Source organism: Umezawaea beigongshangensis (assembly GCF_016464305.1).
Lineage (GTDB): Bacteria > Actinomycetota > Actinomycetes > Mycobacteriales > Pseudonocardiaceae > Umezawaea_A > Umezawaea_A beigongshangensis.
Genome location: NZ_JAEIOJ010000006.1, coordinates 111665 through 129201, shown reverse-complemented (window position 1 = coordinate 129201; position 17537 = coordinate 111665). Strand labels below are relative to the sequence as shown.

Below are 17537 nucleotides of genomic sequence, written 5' to 3'. Positions count from 1 at the left end.
GGCGGACGGCCCCCGGCTGGGGACGACCGCTACTGGCCACCCTTCTGCACGTACGCGCGGACGAAGTCCTCGGCGTTCTCTTCCAGAACGTCGTCGATCTCGTCCAGGATCGCGTCGACGTCCTCGCCGAGCTTCTCCCTGCGTTCCTGACCTGCGGCAGCGCCGTCGGCGGCGTCGTCGTCCCCGTCGCCGCCGCCCTGACGCTGAACCTGTTCCTGGGCCATCTCGCCTCCCGGTCTCGGGCTTCACCACGAACACTACCCAGCGCCACCGACTTCCGTCGTCAGCCACTCGGGTCGGCGATCAGCCCCTGGTGAGCGCCTCCACCAGCTCCTCGGCGGTGTCCGCAGCCTCCAGCAGGGCTCCGACGTGCGCCTTCGTGCCGCGCAGCGGTTCCATGGTGGGGATGCGCACGAGCGACTCGCGGCCCAGGTCGAAGATCACCGAGTCCCACGAGGCGGCGGCCACGGACGTCGGGTAGCGCTCCAGGCAGCGACCGCGGAAGTAGGCGCGGGTGTCCTCCGGCGGCGCGGTGATGGCCGCGCGCACCTCCTCCTCGCTCACCAGGCGCTTCATCGAGCCGCGGGCGACCAGCCGGTTGTAGAGGCCCTTGTCCAGCCGCACGTCGGAGTACTGCAGGTCGACCAGGTGCAGGCGCGGCGCACCCCACTCCAGGCCGTCGCGGGAGCGGTAGCCCTCCAGCAGCCGCAGCTTGGCCACCCAGTCGAGGCGGTCGGCGCACTCGGCGGGGTCGCGGGCCAGCGCGTCGAGCACCTCGCCCCACGTGCGCAGCACGTCCAGCGAGGCGCGGTCGTCCGAGCCCTCCAGGAACGTCACGGCCCGGTCGAAGTAGCCGCGCTGCACGTCCAGGCCGGTGAACTTGCGGCCGCCGACCATCTCCACGGTGCGCTTGAGGGTCGGGTCGTGGCTGATCTGGTGCACGGCGCGCACCGGGTCGACCATGCGCAGGTCGTCGAAGCGCTCACCGGCCTCGATCATGTCCAGCACGATCGCGGCCGTGCCCACCTTGAGGTAGGTGGAGTACTCGGCGAGGTTCGCGTCGCCGATGATGACGTGCAGCCTGCGGTACTTGTCGGCGTCGGCGTGCGGCTCGTCGCGGGTGTTGATGATGCCGCGTTTGAGCGTGGTCTCCAGCCCGACCTCGACCTCGATGTAGTCGGCGCGCTGGGAGAGCTGGAACCCGGTCTCCTCGCCCGCGGCTCCCCTGCCGACGCGGCCGGAACCGGTGACCACCTGGCGGGAGGCGAAGAACGGCGTCAGCCCCGCGATGACGGCGGTGAACGGGGTGCTGCGCGACATCAGGTAGTTCTCGTGGGTGCCGTAGCTGGCGCCCTTGCCGTCGACGTTGTTCTTGTAGAGCTGCAGGCGCGGCTGACCGGGCACGGTGGCGGCCTTCAGCGCCGCCTCCTCCATGATCCGCTCCCCCGCCTTGTCCCAGATCACCGCGTCGCGCGCGGTGGTGACCTCGGGAGCCGAGTACTCGGGGTGGGCGTGGTCGACGTAGAGCCGGGCGCCGTTGGTGAGGATGACGTTGGCCGCGCCCAGGTCCTCCACGTCGGAGTCGCCGTGCCCGCCGGGTGCGCCCAGGTCGAAGCCGCGGGCGTCGCGCAGCGGCGACTCGACCTCGTAGTCCCACCTGGCCCGCCTGGCGCGCGGTATGTCCGCCGCCGCCGCGTACGCGAGGACGACCTGTGTCGAGGTGAGCACCGGGTTCGCCGTGGGGTCTCCCGGCACCGAGATGCCGTACTCGACCTCGGTTCCCATGATCCGCCGCATGTGCCCAAGCCTACGACCTCGGAGCGTCCGCGGGGCGATCCGCGAGCCGCGGATCGCGCCGGTGACCGCGCCGGGCGCGGTCACCGGCGCGTGGTCAGCCCGCGGCGAGCCCGGCGGCGGGCCGGACGCGCGCCGCCGTGCGGGCCGGGCCGACCGCCGAGAGGACGGCGAGCGCGACGACGACGGCGCCACCGGCCAGCAGCGGTCCGAGCGAGGACCACGGCAGGTGGAGCACGCCGAAGGACAGCATGAGCAGTTCCGAGCAGAGCAGGCCGTAGAGGCCGCCGCCGAGCACGCCGACCAGCGCCAGCAGCACCGCCTCGGCGACGACGCCGCCCTGCACGCCGCCCCTGGTGACCCCCAGCGCTCGGCGCAGCGCCAGCTCCTTGCGGCGCTCCTGCACGGAGATGGCCAGCGCGGTGCCGATGCCGGTCACGGCGACCGCCACGGACAGTCCGAGCAGCACCATCATCATGATCGTGGCCATGCCCAGGTAGCGGTCGTTCTCCTCCGACACCCCCGCGCCGGTCTCGACCTGCACGGTCGGGGCGTCGGGCAGGGCGGCGCGCACCGCGTCGCGGAAGGCCAGGGCGTCGGTGCCCTCGTCGAGCGCGATCCACGCGGTGGTGACCGGTCCGAGCCCGGTGTCCGGGAGCACGGCGTCGGCGCCCTGCAGGGCCGTGAAGGGCAGCGTGCCGGCGAAGGTGGCGGTGCGCGGTCCGCCGGGCAGCCCCCGCAGGGTGACCGGTTGGCCGAGCTGGGCACCCAGGTCCTGAGCCACGTAGTTCGCCAGCAGCACGGTGTCCGGCCCGAAGTCCTCCGCGGCGAAGCCCTGGGCCCGCGCCCAGGCACGCAGGTCGGCCGGGTCGGCACCGAGGACCAGTCCGAGCGAGTCGGGCTCGTCGCCGGTGATCTCGGCCTCGTGCAGGGCGACGTGCGCGGCGACGCCGGGCAGCTCCGCGACGCGCTCCGCCCGCGCGGGCAGCGGCCGGGGGCCGACGTCGGTGATCACGGCGTCGGGGCGGGGTTCGTTCTCGAACTGGTCGGCGAGGGACTGCGCGGAGGTGAGCAGCACCGCGCCGGAGGTCACCAGCGCGCTCGCCAGGACCAGCGGCACGGCCACCGACGCCGAGCGCTGCGGCACGCGCCGCACCTCGGCAGCGGCCAGCCGCCAGTGCGGTCCGCCGATCCGCGCGGCGACGGAGCCGAAGATCAGGCCCAGGGCCGGCACGACGACGGGCCCCAGGACGACGAAGAGCCCCGCGATGCCGAGGACGCTCGCCGCCAGGAGGAGGAAGATCGACGCGAGCGAGCCGCCCGCGAGCACGCCGAGCGCGGCCAGCGCCGCGGCGAGCACGACCAGCACGACGCCGAGGACGTTCCGCCGGCGGCGGACGGCCGCCGCCGGCGGCAGACCGTCGGAGGAGCGCAGAGCGGCCAGCGGCGACACCCTCGACGCCGCGAGTGCGGGACGGACCGCGGCGACGGCGCTGAGGACGGCGGCCACGACGACGCCCAGCACGACGTGCACCGGCTGGGGGGCGAGCGGTGGCCGCAGCTCCACGGCCCCGAACATCGCGGACACGCCCGTGGAGTCGAACAGCTGCCCGAGGAGCCGGCCGAGGGGTGCGCCCAGCAGCGCGCCGACCGCGCCCGCGGACACACCGGTGACCAGCGATTCGGCGAGGCTGCCGACGACGAGGGGCGCGCGGTTCGCGCCGAGGCAGCGCAGCAGCGCGGTCCGCCGCTGACGTTGCAGGTGCACGGCCCGGAACGTCGCCGACGCGACGAACACGGCCGTGGCCAGCGCGAGGACGCTGAAGGTCAGCAGCAGACCGGAGAGCGCGTCGGAGTCGTTGCCGCGGTCCTGCCCGCCGTCCGGTCGCAGGACCTCGTAGGCCGGGCCCGCGGCGGCCTGGACGGCGGCCGGGTCGCCGCCGAGCACGTGCAGCTGCGTCCGGGCGGGCTCCCGGTCGAGCGCGCGGGCCAGGTCGGGGCCGAGCACGAGCACGGGCTCGTCCACCATCCCGCCGCGCTTGGTGGTCCCGGAGACCACGACGTCGCGCGGCCGGCCCTCGGCGTCGGCGACGGCGACCACCGAGCCGGGGCGCAGGTCGTGCTCGTGGGCGGTGACGCGGTCGACCGCGATCTCGCCGTCGGCCCGCGGGGAGCGTCCCTCGGCGATCGGCACCCGGCGCAGGGCGTCCTCGTCCAGCTCGACGTCACCCGTGGCACGCCGCGGGCCCGCCCTGCCGTCGGCGAGGAGCAGGTCGACGCGGACCCGCTCCACGGGCAGGACCCGCCGCACGCCGGGAACCGCCCCGATCCGCGCGATCAGCGTCTCGTCCAGTTCGGCTTCGGCCGCGGCGCTGTCCGAGTGGGCGATCTCCACCACGGCGGTGACGGGCTCCGGCGCGACGGGACGGCCCGCCCCGGTGGCGGAGACCATCGCCGCGCTCAGCACGAGCGCGGCGACGAGACAGGCGATCCCGACCACCAGCGCGACTCCGGGCAGCAGGGCACGTCCGGGGTGGGCGCGGAACTCGGCCGTGCCGAGGCGCAGCACCGTCAGGGGGCTCAACTCTCATCTCCTCCGCGTGGTGTGGATCGCCACGACCGTAGGGAGGACGGGTGTGCTCGGACATCAGCCGAGGAGGGTGATCACCCCTACGACCGGGGGCTGATCCGGCCTACGCTCCGGGGGTGACAGCCGCGGAGGAACTGGTGGCCGTGTACGACGCCGAGGGCGCCGTGGTGGGCAGCGCGCCGCGCTGGCGGATGCGCGCGGAGGGCCTGTGGCACGCCGCCACGGGCGTGCTGGTGCGCTCGCTGGACGGGACGCGGGTGTTCGTGCACCGGCGCACCGGCACGAAGGACGTCTACCCGGGGCTGCACGACTGCCTGGCCGGTGGCGTCGTCGCCGCCGGGGAGACGCCGCAGCGGTGCGCCGAGCGCGAGGTGGCCGAGGAGCTGGGCGTGCGCGGGGCGCGGCTGGTGCCGCTGTTCCGGACCCGGTTCGTCGACCCGCCCGTGCGCTACCACGCGAGCCTGTTCGAGGTGCGCACCGACGGCCCCCTGTCGTTGCAGCCCGAGGAGGTCGCCGAGGGCTGGTGGACGGACCTGGACGAGCTGCGGGCGCGGGTCGCCGACCCGGCGTGGCCGATGGTGCCGGACGGCCGGGCGTTCACGGCCGAGTGGTTCCGCCGCCGTGACGCGGGTGAGGTCTGACCACCGGACCAGCACGATCGGAAATCAATCCGAAAATCGAAGTGATTCCACCTGAGCAACCGAGCCCATCCCTGCACCTCGCGATGACGCCGTGTCGCCCATTCTCGGTGTCTGATCAGCAGAAACCCTCCTCCCACTGAGACGAACAGTTTCGCGATACTTGCGGAAACCATTGACAGCGCTGCGCAGCCGGTTCAACACTGTCTGCGTCGACGGACCTCGCCGCCACCGTTGATCGGCCACCGCCAGGCCCGTCGGGCCGCACCACGCTGCCCGGCCTCCCGCCAGAGTCGACGAGGAGGAAGCATGATCATCGACGACGCCACCGCCCGGCCGCGGAACCGCAGAGGCGGGTTCGGCAGACTCGTCAGCCGCGCGTGCGTCGCGGCGCTGCTCGCCGCGGTGGCCCTGCCCGGCACCGCCAGCGCCGACACGACCATCACCACGAACCAGACCGGCAACCACAACGGCTACTTCTACTCGTTCTGGACCGACGGCGGCGGCTCGGTCTCCATGACCATGAGCAACGGCGGCAACTACCGCACCTCGTGGAGCAACACCGGGAACTTCGTGTGCGGCAAGGGCTGGAGCAACGGCAGCCGCCGGACCGTGAACTACTCGGGCAGCTTCAACCCGTCCGGCAACGGCTACCTGACCCTCTACGGCTGGACGGCGAACCCGCTCGTCGAGTACTACATCGTCGACAACTGGGGCGACTACCGGCCCACCGGCACGCACAGGGGCACGGTCACCAGCGACGGCGGCACGTACGACATCTACCAGACGAAGCGCTACAACGCCCCGTCCATCGAAGGTCCCAACAAGACGTTCGACCAGTTCTGGAGCGTCCGGCAGTCGAAGAGGACCGGGGGGAGCATCACCACCGGCAACCACTTCGACGCGTGGTCCCGCGCCGGGATGAGGCTGGGCAGCTTCAACTACTACATGATCCTCGCGACCGAGGGCTACCGGAGCAGCGGCAACTCCAACATCACGGTGAGCTGACCGGGGGCACGTCCGCGGCGCGGCGGCGCGCGAGCCGCCGCGCCGCGCCGCCGTGCTCAGCCCCAGGTGAGCGGATCGAGGTGGAGGTAGAAGCGCAGGCGGTCGGGGTCGAGGGCGGTGCCGTACCCCTCGGCGAACGCCGCGTCCGCCTCCCGCGCCCGATCCTCGTCCGACCACGTCTCGCGCGCGTTGGCGAGCAGCAGCGCCAGGTCGGCGTGGCGGTCGGCCAGCCCGAGGCGGCCCAGGTCGACGAACCCCGACACCTCCGAGGTCTCCGGGTCCAGGACGACGTTGGGCAGGCACAGGTCCCCGTGGCAGACGACCGTGTCGGCGAGTTCCTGCTCCCGTCGCAGCGGAACCTGCGGGAGCAGCCGGTCCAGCAGCTCGGCCGCGGGCGTGCCCTGCTGCTCCACGGGGAGGAAGTCCGGGTCGACGGCGTCGCGGGCCACGACGTCGCGGGCCGCCGCGACCACGGCGTCCACACCCCGGCGGAACGGGCACTCCGACGCGGGCAGCTCGTGCAGGAGGCGGACCGCGTCCGCGATGCGGCCCCAGGAGGCCCGCAGGTCCCGCGCCGACAGCTGATCCGCGGGCACACCGGGCACGGCGCTGGTCATCAGGCAGGCGCCCGCGTCACCGGAGCGCCAGTCGAGCACCCGCGGGCCCGGCACTCCGCGACCGCTCAGCCAGGCGATCCGGTCGCGCTCGCCCGCCAGGTCGGCCGCGTCCCGCGCGGGCACGCACTTGGCGTAGCGGGCGCCGTCCGCGCTGCGGAGGACGGTCGCCCCCGACTCGCCCGCGGTGACGGGCGTCCAGTCGTCACCGGCGCCGGGCAACACCGGTGACCTAGGCATTCGCGAGGCGCTGCGCGGCGGCGGTGGCCAGCCGCGCGGTGACCTCCCGCGCGCGGTCGGACGTCGTGTCCAGGCGCAGCACCACGGCGGTGCCGTCGGCGGCCAGCACGACGCCGCACGCCTCGCGGTCGCCGCCGAGGTCCTCGCACCACGCCCACCGCGAGTCCGCTCCGGACGCCGCTGGCGCCTCGGGGAAGCCGGTGACCGGGCAGGACGTCTCCCGGAGCCTGTCCACCACGCCGTCGTCGGCGAGGACCTGCTGCACGAGCCTGCTCAACCCGCTCTGACTGGTCGTGGTGATCTCGCGCCCGGAGGGCGAGGGCGGGAGCGTCGTCTGCCCGCAGACCGGGCCGACCGGCGCGGTGATCGGACCGGCGTTCCCGCCCACCGAGAGGCCGTCCGCGCCGAGCGTCGCGGCGGGCAGCGCCAGCGCGGCCGTCGTGGCGTCGGTGACGGTCGGCGGGGCGGAGGAGCGCGTCGCGCTGGCGGTGGCGCTGCGCGGGGCGGCGCTCGGGGAGGACGTCGTCGTGGCGACGGACGTCGTGGTCGTCGGTGGCGCGTCCTCGAACCGCTCGTCGAGCGGACGGGTGTCCAGGCCGCACCCGGCCACGACGGCACCCACCGCTGCGATCACGACAGCCACGTGCACGGAACGCACGACTCCCCCTCGGATCGGATTCGCCGCGAATCTAGCCGATCAGTTCCAGGCCAGCGACGCACGGGTCTCCCAGTACCGCGCCGCCGGTTCGGCGAGCGCCGGGAGGTCGCACCGGGCCGGGTCGACCCGTCCGGCGTCCAGATTGGACAGCAGCTGCTCCGGGCTGGCCGCGCCGGACAGCACGACGTCGGCCCACGGCTGGGCGAGCACGGCGGCCAGGGCGACGGCGTCCGGGCCGACGCCGTGCTCCGCGGCCAGGTCGCGGACGGCGGTCGGCGGGTCGACGGCGAGCCGCCCGTTGGCCAGGCCCTCCTTGACGAGCACGCGCACCCCGGCCGCGTGCGCCTCGGCGAGGGCGGGACCGGCCGAGGGCTCCAGCAGGTTCCAGGTGGACTGCACGGCGTCGAACAGCCTGCGTCCGCCGACCTCGATCTCCAGCGCGCGGCGCACGGCGTCGGCCTGCCGGGGCCCCGAGGTGGAGAACCCGAGCGGCACGCCGGTCGCCGCCAGCGCCTCCAGCAGCGGGCGGTCGGTGAACAGCGGGCTGTCGGGGGTGAGCGAGTGGACCTGGTAGAGCGCGACCGCGTCGCCGAGCAGCGCGCGGGTCTCGCGCCACTGGGCGGTGAAGCGGGCCAGCGAGTGCTCCTTGACCTCGTGCACCGGCGCGTCCGGACGCCAGTCCGCGACGTAGGCGTAGCCCCACTTGCTGGAGACGACCACGTCGTCGTGGCCGCGATCGGCGAGCCAGCCGCCGAGGAACTCCTCGGACAGGCCGTAGGAGCGGGCGGCGTCCACGTGCCGCACCCCGGCCGCGTGCGCGGTGTCGAGGACGGCCCAGCACGCCGCGCGCATGGACTCGACGTCGCGGGTGGACGGCAGCGCGTGCTCGCGGCCGAGGTTGATGTAGGCGGGGCGGCCGAGGGAGGCGAGACCGAGCGCGAAGCGGGACACGCCCCCACCGTAGGCGGAGGTGGCGGCGACGGCGCCACCACCACCTCCGCGCGCGGGTCAGAAGTCGTCGGCGCTGCGGATGCGCTCGCGCACCCACACACCGGCGGGCTTGAGCACGCCGGTGCCGCTGAACGACGAGCCGGAGCAGGTCCCCTCCTTGAAGACCGCGCCGGAGCGGAAGTCGTCGGAGAAGTTCCAGTTCACCCAGCTGATCTTCTTCGACCTCATCAGGTCCAGGTAGCGCTGCGCCATCGCGAAGTCGTCGCCGCCGTCACCGGTGTAGTCCTGGGTGCCGAACTCGGTGACGAACACCGGCAGGGCGTCGGCCGCCCGCGAGAGCGCCGACAGGTACTCCTCGCGGTGCGAGGCCGCGTAGAAGTGGAACGTGTACATGATGTTGGACGCCCTGATCGGGTCGCGGATCACGTCCTGCTCGCTGCCGCCGTCGGAGACGCCGAAGGAGGCCCAGCCGTGGGTGCCGACCAGGACCACGCCGTCGGGGTCCTGCGCCCGGATCACCGGGACGAGCTGCTCGGCGTAGCTCTTCACCGCCGACCAGGACACCTCGTTGGGCTCGTTGGCGATGTCGTAGACGATGTTGGTCTTGTCGCGGTGCCGCTGCGCGATCTCGGTGAAGAACGTCTTCGCGAGGGCGGTGTTGTGGTTGGGGTCCCCCGGTGAGAGCTGGTGCCAGTCGACCAGCGCGTACATCCCGCGCTCGGTGGCCTCCTCGACGTAGCGGTGCACCAGGTCGGTGAACTTGCGCGGATTCGTCTCGTAGCCGCCCTCCTGCACGTAGGTCGAGATGCGCAGGACGTCGGCCCGCCAGTCGGTCGCGAGCGCGTCGAGCGACGCGTCGGTCACGCACCGGGAGTACCACTGGGTGCCGTGCGTGCTCATGCCGCGCAGCTGGATCTGCTTGCCCGCGCTGTTGCACAGCTTGGTGCCGCAGACCCTCAGCTGCCCGTTGACCGCGGCCGGTGACCCGGCCGGCAGCGCGGCGGCGGCGACCACCGGTTCGGGCGCCGCGTGCGCGACGCCGAGCGTCGTGCCCGGCAGGACCAGGGACGCGGTCAGGGCGAGCACCGCGCGCAGGCGGAACGTGTGCCGTGCCATCCGGTTCTCCTCTCGAAGGGCTCGGCGGCGGACCAAATAGGCAAGGTTCCTTACTAATCGGCGACCGTAATGTCCGGCTCGTTCCGCCGTCAAGCGTCACGTCGCAGCAGCGCCGCTCCTCCGGCACCGAGGAACAGCACGAGGTACCCGGCGGCGACGGCCGCCGCGCCGAGCGGGGTCAGCGGCGCGCCCTCCACGTCACCGGACAGCTGCGGCACGAGGTAGGGCAGCGTCAGAGCCGCCCCGCGGACGTTCCACGGGTGCGGCAGCAGGTTCGCCACCACGGGCAGGACGAACAGCAGCACGGACACGCCCATCAGCGCACCGGCCGAGGAGCGCACCAGCGCGCCGAGCCCCAGTCCGACGAGGCCGACCACGGCCACCGACGCCGCACCGGCGAACACCGCGGGCAGCGCGTCGGCGAACGAGGCGAACGGCGCGATCGGCGCGGGTCTGCCACCGGTGATCAGCAGCGTCGACACGGCGCACGCCAGTGCGGTCACCAGCCCGAACAGCAGCGACACCGCGCCGACGACGACGGCCTTGGCCGCCAGGACCTCCGCGCGCCGCGGCACCGCCGTCAGCACGCTGCGGATCATCCCGGTGCCGTGCTCGGAGGCGATGCAGAGCGCGCCCACCACACCCGCGCAGATCTGCGCGTACGGGATCACGACCGTGCTCGGGTCGGCCGCGCCGAACAGCTCGCGCTCGGCGGGCGAGGAGCGGTCGTGGTCGGCGGTCATCAGGTACGAGATCAGCGCGCCGGAGGCGAGCGCCACCACGACCGAGGCGAACAGGGCGAGCGTGGAGCGGACGGTGCGGAGCTTCATCCACTCCGAGGCGACGGTGTCGATCACGAGGTCCTCCCGGAGTCGCGGTGCTCGGTGGTGTCACCGGTGAGTTCGAGGTAGGCGTCCTCCAGGGACGCGCCGCGCGGGGTCAGCTCGTGCACCGGGACGGACCGCTGCGCGGCGACCTCCGCGATGCGACCGGTGTCCAGGCCCCGCACCACGAGACCGTCGTGCTCCACGTCCACCTCCGCGCCCGCGCGGACCAGGGCGTCGGCCAGGTCCGCCGCGCGCGGTGAGCGCACGAGGACGTCGCGCCGGTGGCGGTCGGCCAGCTCGCGCACCGAGGACTCCAGGATCAGCCGGCCGCGGCCGATCACGATCACCCGGTCGGCGGTGAGCGCCATCTCGCTCATCAGGTGGCTCGACACCAGCACGGTGCGGCCCTGCGCCGCCAGGGAGCGCAGCAGGTCGCGGATCCACCGCACGCCCTCCGGGTCGAGGCCGTTGACGGGTTCGTCGAACAGCAGCACGGCCGGGTCGCCGAGCAGGGCCACGGCGATGCCGAGGCGCTGCCGCATCCCCAGCGACAGGGAGCGCACCCGCCGGTCCGCCACACCGCTCAGCCCCACCTGGCCGAGCACCTCCTCGGCCCGCGCGCGGCCGATGCCGTTGCTGCGCCCGAGGCACCGCAGGTGGTTCAGCGCGGTGCGTCCGCCGTGCGCGGCACCCGCGTCCAGCAGCGCGCCGACGACGAACGCGGGCCGCCGGATCGTGGCGTAGCGGCGGCCGTTCACCAGCGCCTCCCCCGAGGTGGGCGCGTCCAGACCGAGGACGGCGCGCATGGTCGTGGACTTCCCCGCGCCGTTCGGGCCGAGGAACCCGGTGACGTGGCCGGGTCGCACCTGGAAGGACAGGCCGTCGACGGCACGGGTGGCGCCGTAGCGCTTGGTCAGCTCTCTCACGTCGATCACGGGGACGACGGTGCCGTCCCCGCCGCCGCGGCGGATCGGCGCGCGGTCCGGTTCTCGATCTCGGACCGGAGTCCGAGGCGGCCGCCGCTCCCCGCGGCTACGGTCGGAGCGTGCTCTCCCGCGTGCCCGCCAACGCCCACCTGGTCGCGATGGACGCCGTCGCCGCACTGGTCATCGGCTCGATCATCGCGTACTCGCTGGTGGACCTGTCCCCGCGACCGCTGTGGGTCGCGGTGCACGTCGCGCTGGTCGTCGCCGTGCCGCTCGTCCTGCGCCGCCGCGCTCCGATCCGCGTGCTGCTCGTCGTGGTGGTCGCCACGGTCGTCCTGACGGGCACCGGCGTCCTCCCGCTGGACGCGCTGGGCGCACCGCTGACCGCCGTCGCGTTCGCCGTCTACACCGCGGGGCTCGTCGTGGCGTCGGTGTGGCCGCTGCTGTTCGCGGTCGGCGGGATGTTCTTCGTCGTGCTGGTGCGTCAGCTCGTCGAGCGCTCGCGGTCGGTGCTGGATCTGGTGTACTTCCTGCTGGTCACCGGTCTGGTGCTGGGCGTGACGTGGGTCGCGGGCTGGACCTCGCGGGTGCGCCGGGCCTACGTGGCGCGCGCGCAGGAGCAGAGCGCCGAGCAGGCGCTCGCCGAGGAGCGGCTGCGCATCGCCCGCGAACTGCACGACGTGGTGGCGCACGGGCTGACCGTCATCACGGTGACCGCCTCCACCGCCAACCACGTGGCGGAGGACGATCCGGAGGAGGCGCGGCGCGCGCTGCGGGTCGTGGAGACCACCGGCCGCGAGGCGCTGGCGGAGATGCGGCACCTGCTGGGTGTGCTGCGGTCGCCGGGGTCGCTGCCGGAGCTGGGCCCGGCGCCGGACCTGAGCGGGCTGGCCGAGCTGGCCGAGCGCGCCGCCGCGGCGGGCGTGCGGGTGCGGCTGGACGTCAGCGGGGACGACCCGCCGGAGGGGGTGGCGCTGTCGGTGCACCGGATCGTGCAGGAGGCGGTGACCAACGTGGTGCGGCACGCGGCGCCCGCGCGCTGCGACGTCGTCGTGCGCAACGAGGGGGGCGTGGTGCGCGTCGACGTCACCGACGACGGCCCCGGCGGTGACGACCTCACCGGCGGACACGGTCTGCTGGGGATGCGGGAGCGGGTCGCGGTGTACGGCGGGTCGTTCTCCGCCGGGCCGCGGCCGGACGGCGGTTTCGCGGTGTCGGCGACGCTGCCCCACGGGAGGCGTCGTGATCCGGGTCGGGATCGCGGACGACCAGGCTCTGCTGCGCGGCAGCTTCCGGCTGCTGGTGGACAGCGCGCCCGACCTCACCGCGGTGTGGGAGGCGGCAGACGGGCAGGAGGCCGTGGAGCTGGCGCGCGCCGACCCGCCTGACGTGGTCCTGATGGACGTGCGGATGCCCCGGTTGGACGGCATCGGCGCCGCGGCCCGGATCTGCGCGGACTCCGACGTGCGGGTGCTGATCCTCACGACGTTCGACCTCGACGCCCACGTGTACTCGGCGCTGCGGGCGGGGGCGAGCGGGTTCCTCCTCAAGGACACCCGCCCGGCCGAGCTGCTCGACGCCGTCCGGGTCGTGGCCGCCGGGGACGGGCTGCTGGCGCCGTCGGTGACCCGCCGGTTGATCACCGAGTTCGCCGCCAGGCCCGCTCCCCCGCCGGCCCGGTCCCTGGCCGGGGTGACCGAGCGCGAGCGGGAGGTGCTCGTGCTGATCGCGCGCGGCCTGTCCAACACCGAGATCACCCGGGAGCTGCACGTGAGCACCGGGACGCTGAAGACCCACATCGGTCACCTGCTCGCCAAGCTGCACGCCCGCGACCGGGCGCAACTGGTGATCACGGCCTACGAGGCGGGGCTGGTGTCGGCGGGCTCGCCGCGCTGACACCGGCCCCGCGCCTCGGTTCGCCGGCTCGGTCGCGGCTCGCTCGCGGGCGCGGCGGTCCCAGAAGCTCGGCATCGGCGTGGCCGTGGTCCCGTCCCCCGTCACCGTGGTGGACGGCGTGCCGATCGCCTCCAGCGGCGAGCCCGACGAGAACGCCCTGCTGGCCGCGGTCTCGACCGGGTCACGGTCCACGCCGGGATGAATACCCGAACCGCACTCGGGTATCCCGCTGGCATGGGAAAGCACAGCCCTCGGGCGGACGCGGCGGTGACGGTGCACGACCTGCTGCTGCGCGCCATCGCGGCGGGTGAGTCGCTGCCGTTCGCCACCTGGCCCGACGAGGACGCCGACAGCGGCGCGTGGGACGACGCCGTCCTGCGCCTGTCCGGCACCCTGCTGCCCACCTGATCTTCCCCCGACACGCTCCGGGCCCGCCACCGCGATGCGCGGTGACGGGCCCGGAAGCGCGGGACTACAGGTACTGACCGGTGTTGGAGGCCGTGTCGATCGCCCGGCCCGACTCCTGGTTCTTGCCGGTGACGAGGGTGCGGATGTAGACGATCCGCTCCCCCTTCTTGCCGGAGATCCTGGCCCAGTCGTCCGGGTTGGTCGTGTTCGGCAGGTCCTCGTTCTCGGCAAACTCGTCCACGATCGCGTCCAGCAGGTGCCGGACGGACAGACCGGGCTGCTTGGTGTCCAGCAGCTGCTTGATCGCCGCCTTCTTCGCCCGGTCGACGATGTTCTGGATCATGGCTCCGGAGTTGAAGTCCCGGAAGTACAGGACCTCCTTGTCACCGTTGGCGTAGGTGACCTCCAGGAACCGGTTCTCCTCCGACTCCTCGTACATGCGCTCGACCGTGTGCTGCACCATGCCCTCGATGCACGCCTTCGGGTCGCCGCCGAACTCCACCAGGTCGTCGGCGTGGATCGGCAGGTTGGGCGTCAGGTACTTGTTGAAGATGTCCTTCGCGCCCTCGGCGTCCGGCCGCTCGATCTTGATCTTCACGTCGAGGCGGCCCGGCCGCAGGATCGCCGGGTCGATCATGTCCTCGCGGTTGGACGCGCCGATGACGATGACGTTCTCCAGGCCCTCGACGCCGTCGATCTCGCTGAGGAGCTGGGGCACGATCGTCGTCTCCACGTCCGAGGAGACGCCGCTGCCGCGGGTGCGGAAGATCGAGTCCATCTCGTCGAAGAACACGATCACGGGGGTGCCCTCGGACGCCTTCTCCCGAGCGCGCTGGAAGATCAGCCGGATGTGCCGCTCGGTCTCGCCGACGAACTTGTTGAGCAGCTCGGGGCCCTTGATGTTGAGGAAGTAGGACTTCGCCTGCTTGCCGGTCTCGCCGCGGGCCTCCAGCACCTTCTTGGCCAGCGAGTTCGCCACCGCCTTGGCGATGAGCGTCTTGCCGCAGCCGGGAGGGCCGTAGAGCAGCACGCCCTTGGGCGGGCGCAGCTCGTACTCGCGGAACAGGTCGGCGTGCAGGAACGGCAGCTCCACGGCGTCGCGGATCTGCTCGATCTGCCGGGAGAGGCCGCCGATGTCGCTGTAGTCGACGTCGGGCACCTCCTCCAGCACCAGGTCCTCGACCTCCGCCTTGGGGACCCGCTCGTAGGCGAACCCGGCCTTGGAGTCGACCAGGAGGGAGTCGCCCGCCTTGAGCGGCGAGTCGGCGAGGGGGTCCGCGAGCCAGACGACCCGCTCCTCGTCGGCGTGACCGACGACGAGCGCGCGCCTGATGGAGCCCTCGACCTCGTCGGTGAGCACCTCGCGCAGGGTGCACACCTCGCCGGTGCGTTCGAAGTCGCCGGACTCGACGACGGTGAGCGCCTCGTTCAGGCGGACGGACCGGCCGCGGACCAGCGACGACGACTCGACGGCCGGCGACACCGCCACCCGCATCCTGCGACCGGAGGTGAAGACGTCGACGGTGCCGTCCTCGAACGCGGTGAGGAAGACGCCGTACCCGCTGGGCGGCTGCGCGAGGCGGTCCACCTCCTCGCGCAGTGCGAGGAGCTGGCTGCGTGCTTCTCGGAGGGTGTCTATCAGCTTGGTGTTGCGCTCGGTGAGCTGGCTCACGCGCTCCGACGCCTCGGCCAGTCGCTGCTCCAGCAAGCGGGCGTGTCGTGGTGACTCCGTCAGCTTGCGGCGGAGCAGCGCGATCTCGTCCTCCAGGAACCGGATCTGCGCGGTCAGCTCAGCAGAGTTCTTGCCGTTGTTCAGCTCGCCACCCTCGTCGGGCTGGCTGCCGGGACGGTCGTGCTGCATGTCGGCACCCTCCTCCCGTGTTCGTACGCATCACGGTACCGGCGATCACCGACAAAAGCGGTGACCCTCAACGGAAGTGCCCGCTCCGGGCGGCGTGGCAGGTGCGCGCACCCCCGCGGGGAGGGATCGACTGCTCCATCTCGGTGTCAGGGGGAACGCACCACCCGCTACCGTGCGTCCAGTACGAGTCCACCGGCGTGTTTCGTGGAAGTGTCCACGCCACCAGCGGCAAGTTCTAGGAGAACGTGATGTCCGTCCCGCCGCAGCAGCCCGATCCCCGTGGCCAGCAGCCCGGCCAGTTCGGAAACCAGCCCGGACAGTTCGGCCAGCAGCCCGGACAGGAGCAGCAGCCCGGCGGCTACGGGCAGCCGACCGGCGGTTTCCCACCCGCCGGTCCCCCTCCCCAGCAGGGTGGCGGCTACGGCCCGCCCTCCGGCGGCTTCCAGCAGCCTCCCGGTCAGCCGGGCCAGTTCCCCCAGGGCCAGCCGGGCCAGTACCCGCAGGGCCAGCCCGGTCAGCCGGGCCCGTACGGGCAGCAGCCCTACGGCCAACCGGGTGGTTTCGGCGACCCGTACGGCACGCCGAAGAAGAAGAGCCCCCTGCCGTGGATCCTCGTGGGTGTCGCGGTCCTCGTGGTGGCCGTCGGCGTGATCCTGTTCCTGACCCTCGGCGGCAAGGGCAACAGCAGCGCTCGGGGCGCGGCGGAGTCGATGGTGGCCCAGCTGAACAAGGGCCCCGACGCCGACCGCGAGGCCATCAAGAACCTCACCTGCAAGGAGGACCTGGACAAGCTGAACGACCTGGAGGAGCAGCTCAAGTCCCTCGACATCGGCGCTCAGGAGGGTGCTCCGGACTCCGCGAAGGACATCCGCGCCGAGTTCTCCCTGGGTGAGATCACCGAGAACGGCGACACGGCCACCGGCAGCATGACCGTCAAGCTCGTCAACGTTCCCGACGAGCTCAAGGACATGATGCCCGAGACCGAGAACCAGCAGGACATCAAGCTGGTCAAGGAGGACGACGGCTGGAAGGTGTGCGGCAGCTTCTGACGCCGTCCGACCGGGCTTCCCGAGGGGGTCACCGCTGCTGCGGTGACCCCCTCGGCCGTCTGCTCAGCCCTTGCTCGGCCTGCGCTGCGGGCGCGGCGGCGTGACGCCGTCGGCGAGCCTGCGCGTGGTCAGCAGGAAGGCCGTGTGCCCGATCATCCGGTGCTCGGGGCGCACGGCCAGTCCCACCACGTGCCACGGGCGCACGAGGGTCTCCCAGGCCTGCGGCTCGGTCCAGTGCTGCTGCTCGCGCAGCGCCTCGGTCACCCTGGAGAGCTGGGTCGTGGTGGCCACGTAGACCACGAGGACGCCACCGGGGATCAGGCTCCGCGCGATCGTCGGCAGCACCTCCCACGGCGAGAGCATGTCGAGGACGACCCGGTCGACCTCACCGGTGTGCTCGGTGACGTCGCCGACGGTCAGCGACCAGTTGCCCGGCCGTTCGCCGAAGAACTGCTCGACGTTGCGGATCGCGTGGTCGGCGTGGTCCTGGCGCACCTCGTAGGAGGTGACGCTGCCCTTCTCGCCCGTGGCCCGCAGCAGCGAGCAGGTCAGCGCGCCCGACCCGGCTCCGGCCTCCAGGACCCGCGCTCCGGGGAACACGTCGCCGTACATGACGATCTGGGCGGCGTCCTTGGGGTAGATCACCTGCGCGCCGCGCGGCATGGACAGGACGTAGTCGGCGAGCAGGGGACGCAGCGCGAGGAACGACGTGCCGCCCACCGAGGCGATCACCGACCCCTCCGGCTGGCCGATCAGGGAATCGTGGGCGAGGGCGCCCCGGTGGGTGTGGTACTCCTTGCCCGGTTCCAGCACGATCGTGTAGTGCCGGCCCTTCGGGTCGGTCAACTGCACCCGGTCACCGGGACGGAACGGACCACTGGCGGTGCTCACCGCGGAAAACCTCCTGGACGTGCGCAGACATCGGCGCACGATGGTCGCAGGTTGGTGAGCGCGCACGCAC

Annotated in this window: 18 protein-coding genes; 7 read left to right on the top strand and 11 right to left on the bottom strand. The window is 73.0% G+C overall.

Translation table 11 applies throughout. From position 1 onward, the window contains the following. Positions 1-29: 29 nt before the first annotated feature. From IMZ35_RS16650 to IMZ35_RS16640, 3 genes are all read right to left on the bottom strand, one after another. Positions 30-224 carry a ubiquitin-like protein Pup gene (locus tag IMZ35_RS16650; protein ID WP_199442012.1) on the bottom strand — a complete coding sequence of 65 codons (195 nt, stop codon included), beginning with the start codon at positions 222-224 and terminating at the stop codon, positions 30-32. Between the two features lie 79 nt (positions 225-303). Next, positions 304-1797, bottom strand: coding sequence for a depupylase/deamidase Dop (dop, locus tag IMZ35_RS16645; protein WP_199442011.1), 1494 nt, complete (start codon positions 1795-1797; stop codon positions 304-306). Positions 1798-1891: 94 nt separating this feature from the next. Continuing rightward, complete coding sequence (locus IMZ35_RS16640) at positions 1892-4378, bottom strand: FtsX-like permease family protein (RefSeq protein WP_229372277.1); 2487 nt, start codon at positions 4376-4378, stop codon at positions 1892-1894. A gap of 122 nt (positions 4379-4500) precedes the next feature. On the opposite strand from IMZ35_RS16640, the gene IMZ35_RS16635 reads away from it, so the two are divergent. Together IMZ35_RS16635 and xynA are read left to right on the top strand one after the other, a co-directional pair. After that, positions 4501-5025 (top strand): NUDIX hydrolase, encoded by a 525-nt coding sequence (locus IMZ35_RS16635; RefSeq protein ID WP_307868248.1) that lies wholly within the window; start codon positions 4501-4503, stop codon positions 5023-5025. Positions 5026-5331: 306 nt separating this feature from the next. After that, on the top strand, positions 5332-6030 hold the full coding sequence (xynA, locus tag IMZ35_RS16630) for an endo-1,4-beta-xylanase XynA (RefSeq protein WP_199442010.1): 699 nt from the start codon (positions 5332-5334) through the stop codon (positions 6028-6030). 56 nt (positions 6031-6086) lie between these two features. Here the strand turns inward: xynA and IMZ35_RS16625 are convergent, their stop codons facing one another. From IMZ35_RS16625 to IMZ35_RS16600, 6 genes are all read right to left on the bottom strand, one after another. Further along, positions 6087-6884 carry an APH(3'') family aminoglycoside O-phosphotransferase gene (locus IMZ35_RS16625; RefSeq protein ID WP_199442009.1) on the bottom strand — a complete coding sequence of 266 codons (798 nt, stop codon included), beginning with the start codon at positions 6882-6884 and terminating at the stop codon, positions 6087-6089. After that, entirely contained in the window at positions 6877-7518 is a 642-nt protein-coding gene (locus IMZ35_RS16620) for a hypothetical protein (protein ID WP_199442008.1), read from the bottom strand. Before IMZ35_RS16620 ends, IMZ35_RS16625 begins: the two co-directional genes overlap by 8 nt. Positions 7519-7581: 63 nt before the next feature. Then, positions 7582-8493, bottom strand: a complete 912-nt coding sequence (locus IMZ35_RS16615; protein WP_199442007.1) for an aldo/keto reductase — start codon at positions 8491-8493, stop codon at positions 7582-7584. A 57-nt stretch (positions 8494-8550) separates the two neighbouring features. After that, positions 8551-9609, bottom strand: a complete 1059-nt coding sequence (locus IMZ35_RS16610) for a glycoside hydrolase family 5 protein (RefSeq protein WP_199442006.1) — start codon at positions 9607-9609, stop codon at positions 8551-8553. An 89-nt stretch (positions 9610-9698) separates the two neighbouring features. Beyond that, positions 9699-10466 carry an ABC transporter permease gene (locus tag IMZ35_RS16605; protein ID WP_199442005.1) on the bottom strand — a complete coding sequence of 256 codons (768 nt, stop codon included), beginning with the start codon at positions 10464-10466 and terminating at the stop codon, positions 9699-9701. Continuing rightward, a complete protein-coding gene (locus IMZ35_RS16600) occupies positions 10463-11371 on the bottom strand; it encodes an ABC transporter ATP-binding protein (RefSeq protein ID WP_199442004.1) in 909 nt (302 codons plus the stop codon). Before IMZ35_RS16600 ends, IMZ35_RS16605 begins: the two co-directional genes overlap by 4 nt. Positions 11372-11481: 110 nt before the next feature. On the opposite strand from IMZ35_RS16600, the gene IMZ35_RS16595 reads away from it, so the two are divergent. From IMZ35_RS16595 to IMZ35_RS16585, 4 genes are all read left to right on the top strand, one after another. Next, positions 11482-12750 carry a sensor histidine kinase gene (locus IMZ35_RS16595; RefSeq protein WP_307868245.1) on the top strand — a complete coding sequence of 423 codons (1269 nt, stop codon included), beginning with the start codon at positions 11482-11484 and terminating at the stop codon, positions 12748-12750. Beyond that, positions 12638-13258 carry a response regulator gene (locus IMZ35_RS16590; RefSeq protein WP_229372349.1) on the top strand — a complete coding sequence of 207 codons (621 nt, stop codon included), beginning with the start codon at positions 12638-12640 and terminating at the stop codon, positions 13256-13258. Before IMZ35_RS16595 ends, IMZ35_RS16590 begins: the two co-directional genes overlap by 113 nt. A gap of 79 nt (positions 13259-13337) precedes the next feature. Beyond that, positions 13338-13460 carry a hypothetical protein gene (locus tag IMZ35_RS31430; protein WP_267877159.1) on the top strand — a complete coding sequence of 41 codons (123 nt, stop codon included), beginning with the start codon at positions 13338-13340 and terminating at the stop codon, positions 13458-13460. A gap of 32 nt (positions 13461-13492) precedes the next feature. Next, positions 13493-13666 carry a hypothetical protein gene (locus tag IMZ35_RS16585; RefSeq protein WP_199442002.1) on the top strand — a complete coding sequence of 58 codons (174 nt, stop codon included), beginning with the start codon at positions 13493-13495 and terminating at the stop codon, positions 13664-13666. Positions 13667-13730: 64 nt separating this feature from the next. Here IMZ35_RS16585 and arc read toward each other — a convergent pair whose 3' ends face one another. Then, positions 13731-15527: a proteasome ATPase gene (gene arc / locus IMZ35_RS16580; RefSeq protein WP_199442001.1), complete on the bottom strand. Its 1797-nt coding sequence runs from the start codon at positions 15525-15527 to the stop codon at positions 13731-13733. Positions 15528-15775: 248 nt separating this feature from the next. On the opposite strand from arc, the gene IMZ35_RS16575 reads away from it, so the two are divergent. Then, entirely contained in the window at positions 15776-16576 is an 801-nt protein-coding gene (locus IMZ35_RS16575) for an Rv0361 family membrane protein (protein WP_199442000.1), read from the top strand. Positions 16577-16639: 63 nt separating this feature from the next. On the opposite strand, the gene IMZ35_RS16570 is transcribed toward IMZ35_RS16575, so the two are convergent. Beyond that, positions 16640-17467, bottom strand: coding sequence for a tRNA (adenine-N1)-methyltransferase (locus IMZ35_RS16570; protein ID WP_199441999.1), 828 nt, complete (start codon positions 17465-17467; stop codon positions 16640-16642). Between the last annotated feature and the right edge of the window lie 70 nt (positions 17468-17537).